Annotated in this window: 12 protein-coding genes; 6 read left to right on the top strand and 6 right to left on the bottom strand. The window is 59.0% G+C overall.

Annotated features, from left to right (window positions below):
• Position 1 precedes the first annotated feature (1 nt).
• Complete coding sequence (locus VNZ60_RS19905) at positions 2 to 916, bottom strand: LysR family transcriptional regulator (protein ID WP_325662239.1); 915 nt, start codon at positions 914 to 916, stop codon at positions 2 to 4.
• A gap of 133 nt (positions 917 to 1,049) precedes the next feature.
• Between VNZ60_RS19905 and VNZ60_RS19900 the strand changes: the two genes are divergently transcribed.
• Entirely contained in the window at positions 1,050 to 1,529 is a 480-nt protein-coding gene (locus VNZ60_RS19900; RefSeq protein ID WP_325662237.1) for a nuclear transport factor 2 family protein, read from the top strand.
• A gap of 241 nt (positions 1,530 to 1,770) precedes the next feature.
• Positions 1,771 to 3,819: a M3 family metallopeptidase gene (locus VNZ60_RS19895; protein WP_325662235.1), complete on the top strand. Its 2,049-nt coding sequence runs from the start codon at positions 1,771 to 1,773 to the stop codon at positions 3,817 to 3,819.
• 199 nt (positions 3,820 to 4,018) lie between these two features.
• Here VNZ60_RS19895 and VNZ60_RS19890 read toward each other — a convergent pair whose 3' ends face one another.
• Complete coding sequence (locus tag VNZ60_RS19890; RefSeq protein ID WP_325662233.1) at positions 4,019 to 4,963, bottom strand: S1/P1 nuclease; 945 nt, start codon at positions 4,961 to 4,963, stop codon at positions 4,019 to 4,021.
• Positions 4,964 to 5,213: 250 nt separating this feature from the next.
• On the opposite strand from VNZ60_RS19890, the gene VNZ60_RS19885 reads away from it, so the two are divergent.
• The gene (locus VNZ60_RS19885) at positions 5,214 to 5,864 is read left to right on the top strand and encodes an epoxyqueuosine reductase QueH (RefSeq protein WP_325662231.1); all 651 of its coding nucleotides are present in this window, start codon (positions 5,214 to 5,216) and stop codon (positions 5,862 to 5,864) included.
• Positions 5,864 to 6,082, top strand: coding sequence for a hypothetical protein (locus VNZ60_RS19880; protein WP_325662230.1), 219 nt, complete (start codon positions 5,864 to 5,866; stop codon positions 6,080 to 6,082). Before VNZ60_RS19885 ends, VNZ60_RS19880 begins: the two co-directional genes overlap by 1 nt.
• A 16-nt stretch (positions 6,083 to 6,098) precedes the next feature.
• Here the strand turns inward: VNZ60_RS19880 and VNZ60_RS19875 are convergent, their stop codons facing one another.
• From VNZ60_RS19875 to VNZ60_RS19865, 3 genes are all read right to left on the bottom strand, one after another.
• Positions 6,099 to 6,857 carry a molybdopterin-dependent oxidoreductase gene (locus VNZ60_RS19875; RefSeq protein WP_325662228.1) on the bottom strand — a complete coding sequence of 253 codons (759 nt, stop codon included), beginning with the start codon at positions 6,855 to 6,857 and terminating at the stop codon, positions 6,099 to 6,101.
• Positions 6,854 to 7,525, bottom strand: a complete 672-nt coding sequence (locus VNZ60_RS19870; protein ID WP_325662226.1) for a cytochrome b/b6 domain-containing protein — start codon at positions 7,523 to 7,525, stop codon at positions 6,854 to 6,856. Before VNZ60_RS19870 ends, VNZ60_RS19875 begins: the two co-directional genes overlap by 4 nt.
• Before the next feature lie 86 nt (positions 7,526 to 7,611).
• The gene (locus VNZ60_RS19865) at positions 7,612 to 8,235 is read right to left on the bottom strand and encodes a hypothetical protein (protein ID WP_325662224.1); all 624 of its coding nucleotides are present in this window, start codon (positions 8,233 to 8,235) and stop codon (positions 7,612 to 7,614) included.
• 140 nt (positions 8,236 to 8,375) lie between these two features.
• On the opposite strand from VNZ60_RS19865, the gene VNZ60_RS19860 reads away from it, so the two are divergent.
• Both VNZ60_RS19860 and VNZ60_RS19855 read left to right on the top strand, forming a co-directional pair.
• A complete protein-coding gene (locus VNZ60_RS19860; RefSeq protein ID WP_325662222.1) occupies positions 8,376 to 9,056 on the top strand; it encodes a heavy metal response regulator transcription factor in 681 nt (226 codons plus the stop codon).
• A complete protein-coding gene (locus VNZ60_RS19855; RefSeq protein WP_325662221.1) occupies positions 9,053 to 10,486 on the top strand; it encodes a heavy metal sensor histidine kinase in 1,434 nt (477 codons plus the stop codon). Before VNZ60_RS19860 ends, VNZ60_RS19855 begins: the two co-directional genes overlap by 4 nt.
• On the opposite strand, the gene phnD is transcribed toward VNZ60_RS19855, so the two are convergent.
• Positions 10,483 to 11,481 (bottom strand): phosphate/phosphite/phosphonate ABC transporter substrate-binding protein, encoded by a 999-nt coding sequence (gene phnD, locus VNZ60_RS19850; RefSeq protein WP_325662219.1) that lies wholly within the window; start codon positions 11,479 to 11,481, stop codon positions 10,483 to 10,485. The two genes, VNZ60_RS19855 and phnD, sit on opposite strands and share 4 nt — an antisense overlap.
• Positions 11,482 to 11,669 lie beyond the last annotated feature (188 nt).

The raw sequence follows: 11,669 nt of genomic DNA, 5'->3' as shown, positions 1-11,669 counted from the left end.
TTTAACGCAGCGCCTGGTTGCCTCGCAGACTGTCGACCAGCAAATCGACAAAACTCCTGACCTTGGCCGACGCCAGCCGACCTTCGCGATGCAGTACATGGACCGGCACGCTGGCAGGCTGGTAATCGGCCAGCACGATCTGCAACTGGCCCGAATCCAGATAGGGCGCGATCTGGTACGACAGCAGCCGGGTCACGCCGAAGCCGTGCAATGCGGCTTCGATCGCTGCGTCGTTGCTGCTAACGGTGATGCGTGGCCGGATTTTCGCATTGCTGATCTGCTTGCCGCCGGGCTTACTACTGTTGATGAAGCGCCACTCGCTGTCCGCGGCCACCGCAGTCGAGGCAATCACTGTATGCCCTGCCAGTTGCTCTGGAGTCGCCGGCGCGCCATGGGTGGCGAGATAAGCCGGGGCGGCGCACACCACACGGCTGACCTGGCCGACCTGGATCGCCTTCATGCTCGAATCGGCCAGTTCGCCGATGCGGATACCGACATCGATACCTTCTTCCAGAAAATTCACCACACGGTCGGCGAACAGCGCGGATATCGCCATCGCCGGAAAGCGTTGCAAATAATCGACCATGCTCGGCATCACAAACATCCGCCCGAACAATACCGGCGCCGTCACCGTCAGCTGGCCACGGGGTTCAGCGTTGACGCCGGCGGCAGCCTCGTCGGCTTCATCGGCCTCGGCCATGATGCGGCGCGCGTCTTCCAGATAACGCAAGCCGGCGTCGGTAGCGCGCACGTAACGGGTGGTGCGATTCAGCAGTTTCACGCCGAGCCGGTTTTCCAGCGCCAGGATGGCGCGCGTAACGGCTGGCGGCGACATTTGCAGGCGCCGCGCCGCAGCGGCAAAACTCTGTTCTTCGGCGACCGCCACGAACACGCTCATCAGGTGAAACCGGTCCATTTTTAAATTCCAGTCAGAGGAAGAATAAATTGCATTTTATGATTATTCTTTATTCCAGTGGAATTTTGTAAAGTATGGTCTTGCCTGGCGCAACCAGCCGGCAACAGCCAATCACCGACCAAGGAGTTTTACCATGAGTCAAACCAGCGAAGCCCGTCCACCGTTCCCACCCTTCACCAGGGACACCGCGATACAGAAAGTCAGGATGGCGGAAGACGGCTGGAACAGCCGCGATCCGCAACGCGTATCGCTGGCCTACACCGTCGACAGCATCTGGCGCAATCGCCACGAATTCCCACAGGGGCGCGAGCAGATCGTGCAATTCCTGACGCGCAAATGGGAGCGCGAGCTGGATTACCGGCTGATCAAGGAATTGTGGGCCTTCGACGGCAACCGCATCGCCGTGCGCTTCGCCTACGAATGCCACGACGCCGCCGGCAACTGGTACCGCTCCTACGGCAACGAGAATTGGGAGTTCGATGAAAACGGCCTGATGCACCGTCGTTACGCCAGCATCAACGACTTGCCGATCAAGGAAACGGAACGCAAGTTTCACTGGCCGCTGGGGCGTCGTCCGGACGATCATCCAGGGTTGAGCGATCTAGGGCTATAAACTCGGTCGTTAATGCTGAAGATAAGCCATCGCTTGCGCGTGCATGCAATGACATCCATTCAATTCCCTTGCCCGGTTTGCGCTTAACCAACGCAGCTAACTGGGGTCAGAGTGAACTTTCTGCGCGCTTTTTGCAGAAACTTCACTCTGACCCCACTTAGCGGGCTACGGAGAAGCTGCCCCTAAAAAATTGACGTACGGCTATACAATAGCGTTCTCTTCTTTAGCCCGGATGCTAGCCATGACAGATACTCAAGCCATCAACCCGCTGTTGCAAGACTGGAATACCCCATACGGATTACCGCCTTTCGACCTGGTCAGGGCTGAACATTTTGTCCCGGCTTTTGAAGTGGCGTTGCCGGCGCACCTGGCTGAAATCGATGCGATTGCCAACCAGTCCGCAGCGCCCGACTTTAGCAACACACTAGCCGCCTTCGATGTCTCTGGGCGCTTGAACAGCCGCATCAGCCTGCTGTTCGAAAACCTGACCGCGAGCGAAACTTCTCCCGCCCTGCAAGCCGTCGAAGTCGAACTGGCGCCGCGGCTGGCGGCGCACAAGAATGCGATTTACCTGCATGCCGGCCTGTTTGCGCGGATCGCTGCGCTGTACGCACAGCGCGCCGAGCTAGACCTGGATCCGGAACAACTGCGCTTGCTGGAACGCGTGCATCTGGATTTCGTGCGCGCCGGCGCTAACCTGCCGCCGCAATCGCGGGCCAGATACAGTGCTTTGACCGAAAGACTCGCTGCATTGAGCACCGAGTTCACGCAAAACGTCCTGGCCGACGAATCCAGCTTCGCCCTGCTGCTGGAAGACGAAGCAGCGCTGGCCGGCTTGCCGGATTTTCTGCGTGCTTCAGCCAAATCGGCGGCGCAGCAGCGCGGCCTGCCGGAAAACAGCCATGTGATTACGCTGTCACCGTCGCTGGCCGAACCGTTCCTGACGTTTTCCGACCGGCGCGATCTGCGGCAAACGGTGTGGCAGGGCAGGGTAGCGCGCGGCGCTCACGCCGGCGCGCATGACAATCGCCCGGTAGCCGCCGAAATCATGGCGCTGCGCCAGGAACAGGCGCAGCTGCACGGTTATCCGACTTACGCCGACTACCAGCTGATCGATCGCATGGCCGGCAAGCCGGAAGCGGTCTCGGCGCTGCTCGGCAAGGTGTGGGAACCGGCCAAGGCCAAAGCCGCCGATGACCGCATCGCACTGACCGAGATGGCGCGCAGCCTGGGCCAGCCGACCCCGATCGCCGCCTGGGACTGGCGCTATCTGGCCGAGAAAGTAAGGCAAGCGCGTTACGATCTCGACGACGCCGAGTTGAAGCCCTACTTTGCGCTGGAGAACATGATCAAGGCCATGTTCGACTGCGCCCAGCGCTTGTTCGGCCTCAGCTTTGTCGAGCAGCACGGCGTCGCCCTACATCACGCTGATGCCCGCCTGTGGGAAGTGCGTAATCGCGACAATGCACTGATCGGTCTCTTCATCGGCGATAACTACGCCCGCGCCAGCAAGCGCAGCGGCGCCTGGATGCATATCTTCCGCAGCCAGTCTGGTCACAATGGCGGCACACTGCCGGTGGTCATCAACAACAATAATTTCGCCAAGGCCGACGCCACCTTGCTGAGTTTCGACGATGTGCGCACCTTGTTCCATGAGTTCGGCCACGGCTTGCATGGCCTGCTGTCACAAGTAAAATACGAGCGCCTGGCCGGCACGCAAGTGTTGCAGGATTACGTGGAACTGCCTTCGCAGATTTTCGAGAACTGGGCCGAGGAAGAAGTCGTGCTGCAGCGCCATGCCCGTCACTACCAAAGCGGCGCGGCGATGCCCTCGGCTTTGCTGGAAAAATTGAAACGGGCGCGCCAGTTCGACCAAGCCTGGGCCACCATCATGTATGCCGGCCCGGCCCTGATCGATATGGCTTTGCACTCGCTGCCGAACGGCAGTGCGGTCGATATTGCTGCTTTTGAAGCGCAGCAGTGCGAACTGCTGGGCGTGCCGCAAGACATCGGCCAGCGCCATCATCTGTCGCATTTCCAGCATTTGTTCAGCGGCGCCGATTATGCCGCGGGTTATTACGTGTACATGTGGGCCGAAGTGCTGGACGCCGACGCCTACAACGCCTTCACCGAAACCGGCGATCCGTTCGAGCCAAAGATTGCCGAGCGTTTGCAGCGTTACATCTACAGCTCAGGCAACAAGCAGGATCCGGCCCTGGCGTTCCGCGCATTCCGTGGCCGCGATCCAAAGGTGGAGCCGATGCTGGCGAAACGCGGCTTGGTCGGATAAGCGGCGATTGATAATTTCATAAAGCATGACAATGCCCCCGTGCCCGGTTGCGCTTAACAAACGCAGCTAACTGGGGTCCGTAGCTAACTGGGGTCAGAGTCAAGTTGGCGATGAAACACTGCAAAATTGACTCTAACCCCGTTGACTCCGACCCCAGATGACTCTTGCCGTGGCGATCAGGAGTCAGCGTCAGCGCGTGTTATTTTTTCCCGCCAAACGGCGATGTCAGCACGGCAGCGCCCGATGTCGCCGCGGCGCCATTGCCCAAGGCGTCATTGAGGATTTTGGCGAGACGCACGCCGGCCCGGCTCAATTGCATGGCCACTACGCTGCTGGCGTTGCGGACATAACTGGCGGGCAGCCTGTATTTGCCGCTAGCGTCCGGCGTCGGCAGCTTACCGTAGACGTCGGTGCGGGCGAGATCGAAAGCTTCCAGCGACCAGTCGCGCGGCGTCTGCTGCTGCCATTGTGCGATCTGGGTGCTGCTGATCTTGGCGATCAATGCCGACGCCACCTGGTTCTGATCGGTCCCCAGTTTATTCACGAAGGCGGTATCCCAGTAAGCATGCAGCTTGCCCGCCGCGATGCCGCTGGCCGATGCCATCTCGTCGTTGCCGCCGCGATCATGCGAATCGCTGGAGTGCAGCGGTTGGTGCATGTCGCCGACGAAGTGCAGCAGGAACTGCAGCGCCAGCAGGCGTTCCTCCGGTGTGGTGTTTGGATCGCGCAATTCCAGGCTGAACTGATCGACTTTATCGACTACGCAATCCTGCGCCACGCCGCCAGATGCCGGAGTGTTTGCGGGTAGAGTCGGGTGGCCGAAACAGGCGGCGTCGATATCGCCGTCGCTGATTTCGGTATCGACAAAATGCCAGGCCGCGGTTTCGCGGTGCGCATTGCGGTACTTGTCGGCCCAGGTAGCTTCGGCGGCGATGTCGGTGGCGGTCAAGCCGCTGTTGTCGGTTGCCAGTATGCTGTCGACCTGGGCGCGGACGTCGGCAGTGAGGTAATGATCGGCGATCAGGCCGACCACCTTGTGGCCTTCATCACCCCAGGCCTGGGCGTTCGAGCTTGCCAATATTAAAGGTGCGGCGCAAGCAGCGCCACTGAGAAGGGTGATGAACAGCTGGCGATTCAGTTTCATGGAGACTCCATTCAGGAAGGAAAAGTTTTCGGCAGCATTTGCTGCCCGACGATTTGCTGCCCGAATATATGGCGCATTTATGACCGCAGCATGTCAAAACCACCTGCCAATATTGACAGGTGGCGGCTGTATGAATTTCGCTCATGCAAACTTGAGAGTTTGTCGCTTGACGCAGCGCAGCCGAATCGAGACACTCGATAGTAAGCGCTGCCTCGTCCCGTCTGGCAGCGGCACTTTTCTTATTCCGACCATGACCCAACGCCAGAAACTCGTCCTGCCGGGCGGCCACCACAAACTGCTATTGCATTCCTGCTGCGCGCCCTGCTCGGGTGAAGTGATGGAAGCTTTGCTCGCCAGCGAAATCGATTTTTCGATTTATTTCTACAACCCGAACATCCATCCGCAGCGTGAATATGAATTGCGCAAGAATGAAAACATCCGCTTCGCCGAGCAGCACGGCGTGCCGTTTGTCGACGCCGATTACGATCTGGACAACTGGTTTGCCCGCGCCCAAGGCATGGAAGACGAACCGGAGCGCGGCAAGCGCTGCACCATGTGTTTCGATATGCGCTTTGAACGCGCTGCGTTGTATGCCTACGAACACGGTTTCCCGGTGATCAGCAGTTCGCTCGGGATTTCACGCTGGAAGAACATGGAGCAGATCAACGACTGCGGCGCACGCGCGGCGGCGCATTATCCCGGTATTACTTACTGGGATCACAACTGGCGCAAGCAAGGCGGATCGGCACGCATGATTGAGATTTCGAAGCGCGAGAATTTTTACCAGCAGGAATACTGCGGCTGTGTCTACTCCCTGCGCGACAGCAATCGCTGGCGCAAGGAACAAGGGCGGGAGCGGATCAAGATTTGCGAGAAATTTTACGGTCAGGTGGAAGAGTAATGAGCACTCATGCACGCAAAGCCGGGCTTTGGCTGGCAGGCACAAGCGACCCGCAAAACAACGCCAGCCAGCTGGCGCCCGCCGACCGCCTGGCCAGCATGGAACAATCGCTGGCCGCATTCATGCAAACGCTGGCGCACGACGATGAAGACGCCGGCACACCGCATCTGATGAGCCAACATCGCGGCTGCCCATGCTGCAGCGAACGCGGCGAATGAGGCACGGCGGGGTTTCTTAAGAACCGCTAAACCAGTTATAACCCTGGTCTTCCCAATAGCCGCCGGGATTTTCATTGGTGACGAAAATGGCGGCGATGTGTTTCGGATTCTTGAAACCCAGCTTGGTCGGCACTCGCAGTTTTAACGGATAGCCGTATTCGGTCGGCAACGGTGACTGGCCAAAGTCCAGCGCCAGCATGGTCTGCGGATGCAAGGCGGTCGCCATGTCGATGCTGGAGTAATAGCGGTCGGCGCATTTGAAGCCGACATAGCGCGCCGTGGTATCGGCGCCGATATGGGCGAGGAAAGTGCGGAACGGTACGCCGCCCCACTGGCCGATGGCGCTCCAGCCCTCGATGCAGATATGCCGCGTGATCTGCGACACTTGCGGCAAGGCGCGCAGTTGCGCCAGGTTCCAGCTGCGCTTGTCGCGCACCAGGCCAGAGACTTCCAGCTGATAGCTGTCGCCATCGATTTCCGGCGCTGAGTCGGCGTCGTAAAAAGCGTTAAACGGGAACGGCTTGGTGATCATGCTGGCTGGATATGTCGGCGCCAGATGGCTGGGCCGGAACAACATGGCCTGCACCCGATCGTTCCAGCGCGACATGGCCCACAACACCTTGTCGACCGTATCGCCATCCTGCATATTGCAACCGGACAGCATGGACAAGGCGCCCAGCGACAGGCCGGAACGCAGGAACAGGCGGCGTTGCAGCTGTACCAGTTCCGGTTGCAATTCAGCGTTGCGCGGCAAATTCTGTTTTTTATCATTCATGCTTGCTGCTCCTGGTTCGATCCGTGCTGTTTCAATCCATGCTTAGGTTCACGCCCAGTTACCATCGGCAGCAAGGTGCTGGGTACGATCAGCACCAGCGCCAGATGGATCGCCACGAAACCAACGATGCCGGCCATCGCAATGAAATGCACACGGCGCGCGACGTCATAGCCGCCGAACAGATCGACCAGGCTATCCAGCTGCACCGGTTTCCAGATCGACAAACCGGACGCCACCACCAGTACGCCCAGCAGCAGCACGGCCATATACATCAGGCGCTGTACCGCGTTGTAGATACCGGCCTGGTGCGTCAGCTTGAATCTCAGCGCATCTTTTAAATCGCGCAGCAGATCGGCTACCCGCAACGGCAGGAAATGGCGGCGGAAATGGCCGCCCAGAAAACCATAGGCAAGATAGATCAAGCCGTTGACCAGCAGCAGCCACATCGCCGCCAGATGCCAGGCAATCGCGCCGCCCAGCCAGCCGCCAAGAGTGGCCCATTTCGGGAAAGTGAAAGCGAACAACGGCGAAGCGTTGTAAATCTCCCAGCCGCTCATGACCATGCAGACGATGGCGAAGGCATTGAGCCAGTGTGTTGCGCGCACCAGCAGTGGATGAATGATGCGGCGGGATTGCTTTTGCGGCGGCGAAGTGTTGGCTGTTGTCATGGACCGGCCTTGTAAAGAAGGTACGCGGGCGGCGCTGCCGCCCGTCTTTTTTGCCAGACTGCGTCGGCTGTACTACATCGGACGCACTACATCGGCGGCACTACGCCATTTACGCCGATCGTGGCGCGGCCCACAACGTCGCTGCCGTCGGCGGCCTTGGCGACAAAAAACACGCCATGCGCGCCAGGCGCCAGCAAGCTGCGGTCACCCTTGTTGAGGCTGACGATAGGGACATCGGCGGGCACCACAATTTTCTTTTCGCCGTCCGGATATTTGACTGTGATGGTGCGCCCGCTGGTCACCACGACATCGCCCACGGTGCCGTTGGTCATGCTGCTTTTCTTGCCCAGATCCCAGGCGTAATGACCTTCGCCGACCTTCATCCCGGCCGGGAATACATGCACTTCCAGCGCCTTCAGGCTGCCGTCAGGTAACGGCACGGCAGCGCTGCCGATGAAGCTGTCGGATTTGATATCGGTGATCGCCGCATGGCTGACCGAGAACAGCATCAGGTCCGGCGCCAGTTTCAAGGTCAGTTTCTTGCCGGCCTTGGTGCTGACTTCGAGATTGTCGGGATTAACTTTGTCGATGGTGGCGCGCACTCGCACCACAGGTGCGGCAGTCTGGGCGACGGCGACGCTGCCATAGGCCAGCAAAGCGGTTGCTGCCAATGCGGGCGCAAGCCGGCGCAAAAGTTGTGTGGTTTTCATGAAAACGGTCTCGGTGGTTGCTGGGAAATCCAGTCTAGGCGCGCTGCAGTGTCTTATCGGTGACATATGAATGACAATATTGTCATTCTTCGCGGCAGTCGAATTGATAGAATGGGCTGTATCTAAATCATGGGATCAGCATGGCTATCCTCGTTATCGAAGACGATCTCAAGACCGGCGACTACCTGAAAAAGGGTTTGCGTGAATCCGGCTACGCAGTCGATCTGGTGCGCAACGGCAGCGACGGCTTGCACATGGCTCTGCACAATCCCTACGATCTGGTGGTGCTGGACGTCATGCTGCCCGGTACCGACGGCTGGAAAATCATGGGCGCCTTGCGCGCCAAGCGTGATTTGCCGGTGATCTTCCTGACCGCGCGCGATCATGTCAACGACCGCATACGCGGCCTCGAACTGGGCGCCGACGATTACCTGGTCAAGCCGTTTTCCTTTACTGAATTGCTGCTGCGCATCCGCACGCTGTTGCGGCGCGGCGTGGTGCGCGAGGCGCATGAGCTGGATTTTTTCCAGGTGGCCGATCTGCAGCTCGATCTGTTGCGCCGCAGGGTTACCCGCCAAGGCATCGACATCGTCCTCACCAACAAGGAATTCCTGCTGCTGCATCTGCTGGTCAAGCGCAAGGGCGAAGCCTTGTCGCGCACTGTCATCGCATCGGAAGTATGGGACATGAATTTCGATAGCGACACCAATGTGGTCGATGTCGCCATCAAGCGCCTGCGCGCCAAGATCGACAATCCCTTCGAACACAAACTGATACACACGGTACGCAGCATCGGCTACATGTTTGCGGAGGATCCATGAGTATCGGGAACATCTGGAATATCGGGCGCAGCCAGTCGCTGACCGCGCGCGTGACTTTCCTGTTCGCGCTGATCGCCTGCGCGGTCGTCACCAGTCTCGGCATGTACCTGTATTCGTCGACCCGGCAGGCGCTGGAAACCCGCGCCGACTATTCCCTGATCGGCCGGGTCGAACACTTTCGCCGCCTGTTGCACGATCTCTACAACGTCAAGCAGATGGAAGACCGGCCGGCCTTGTTCGAGACCATGCTGGGCAGCGAACAGGATGTGCTGATGTTCGCTTATCCGGGGCAAGCGCCTTTCGTGCGCGTCAATCCCGATAACATGACGCCGCCGCCGATGACGCCGCAATCCCTGAACCAGCCGTTAAAACTAGGGGCGCTGACTGTCGGCGCACGCGCCGACGGTGTGCGGGTGCGCTGGGTTTCGGCGCTGGCCGAGGTCGGCAGCGACGGCAGCACGGTGGTGATTACCGGCGCCCATGTGATGACGCAAGAGTCGCACATCCTGGCACGCTATTACTGGCAAGTGATCGCGGCGGCGGCGGCGGCCGTGCTGCTGACGGCGCTGCTCGGCTTCCTGGTGCTCAAGCGCGGTTTCCAGCCCTTGACGGCGATGGCCGAGCGCGCCGCTGAAGTCAGCCCGACCAATATCGCGATACGTTTGCGGGAAGAGGATGCACCGCAAGAGCTGCGGCGGCTGGCGGCTTCGTTCAATGCCATGCTGGACCGGTTGGCCGACGGTTACGAACATCTGTCGCAGTTTTCTGCCGATCTGGCGCACGAGATACGGACCCCGATCGGCGCCCTGATGGGGCAGACCCAGGTTGCCTTGGGCCAGGTGCGCAACGCCGCCGAATACCAGCAGCTGCTGGAATCGAATCTGGAAGAGTTGCAGCGCTTGAGCCGGATTGTCGAAAACATCCTGTTCCTGGCGCATGCCGATCACGCCGGGCTGACGGTGGAAAAAATTTCCTTGCTGCTGGCCGACGAATTGCACAAGATTGCCGAATATTTTGAAGGCGTCGCCGAGGAGCGCGGCATCCGCCTGGAAGTAGAGGCCGCCGGCGAGCTGCAAGCCAGCCCTATCATGTGGCGCCGCGCTGTGAGTAATCTGGTGGTCAATGCGGTGCGCTATGCGACGCCCGGCAGCACGGTGCGCTTGCGTGCGCGGCAGCAAGCGCAGGGGATGCAGATTGAAGTGGAGAATCAGGGCGATCCGCTACCGCAAGAGCAGCTGGACCGCCTGTTCGACCGTTTCTACCGCGGTGACAAATCGCGCAGCGAATACACTGAATCGAATGGCCTCGGCCTGGCCATCGTGCGCGCCATCATGCTGGTGCATGGCGGCAGCGCAGATGTGGCCTGTTCACGCGAGGGGCTGATCCGCTTCAGCCTGGTTTTCCCAAACACTGCATCGGCAAACGCTTAGCGTATGCGCGCCATTTCCAGCGCCATGCTCAACTTGCCGAAACGCGCCGTAATATCTTCGAAAGCCTTTTGCTTTTGCGCCGTGCTCAATTTGCTGTCGTACATATTGTTGCGCAACAGGCCGAACATGGTGAGATCGGCGATCGGCTTCAACTGCGCATCGGTGGAATGCTGGAAGCCGGACAGATCGAGAATATTTTGCAGCACGTCGGGCTGGCTGGCAGGATTTTTCGGCTTGCCGTAGGTGACGAAGAAATCTTCGATACGCGCCTTGGTCGCGGCCGGCAGATCCTTGCGATACAGCAGCGGGTCGTTCGGGATCAAGGGCGATGACCAGATCACCCGCAGCTTGCTGAATTGCTCCGGCGATTCTTTTTTCAGGCGGTCCAGTTCTTCGGTATTGTTGGTCGCCACATCAACCTGGCCGTCGATCACCGCTTGCAGATTCTTCTTGTGATTGCCGATCGTGATTTTCTTGAACAGCCGTTCCGGCTCCACCTTGTTCTTGGCGAAGGCATAGTAGGCTGGCACCAGGTAGCCCGAGGTCGAACTCTTGTCGCCATCGTAGAAACTGTAGACGCCCTTGTTGACCAAGATATCCTCGAACGATTTGATCGGGCTCTTGGCCGGCGTGATCAGCACAGAGTTGTAGCCGTGCGAACCGTCCTTTTTCACCATCTGCGCAAAAATCGTCGACTGCTGGTCCTCCACTGCTTCCAGCGCGATCTTGCTGCTCAGCCAGGCGACCTGGATGGTATTGGTTTTCAAGCCGGCCAGGATCTCGTTGTAGTCGGTGGAAACCACCGTGCGTACTTCCATTTTCGTGTATTTCGCAAAATCGTCGATCACCGGCTGCCAGCGCTTCTGCGTATCTTCCGCAGTCGTGGTGGCGATCAGGCCGATGGTGATTTTTCTTGGGGCTTCATCGTCCTTGGCGAACGCACAAGACGCGAGTATGGAACACAACACAAGAACGGTTTTCAGTAATCTCTTCATAAATGCCTATCTGACTATTGCTAATGGTGACGGTGATGTAATACAGAGTCATCTGGGGTCAGAGTCGACTTTCGCAGCGCTTCATCGCGAAACTCGACTCTGACCCCACATGACGGATTCGGAGAAAGACAGAGCGCACTAGGTGGTTCTGTTCTTTTTTTTTTGAGGCAGCTACTCCGTGGCCCGCT

Origin of the sequence: Collimonas sp. (assembly GCF_035566375.1) — a bacterium.
In the GTDB taxonomy this organism is placed as follows: domain Bacteria; phylum Pseudomonadota; class Gammaproteobacteria; order Burkholderiales; family Burkholderiaceae_D; genus Collimonas.
Note: the sequence above shows the minus strand (reverse complement) of the source record. Positions and strands in the feature narration are given on the sequence as shown.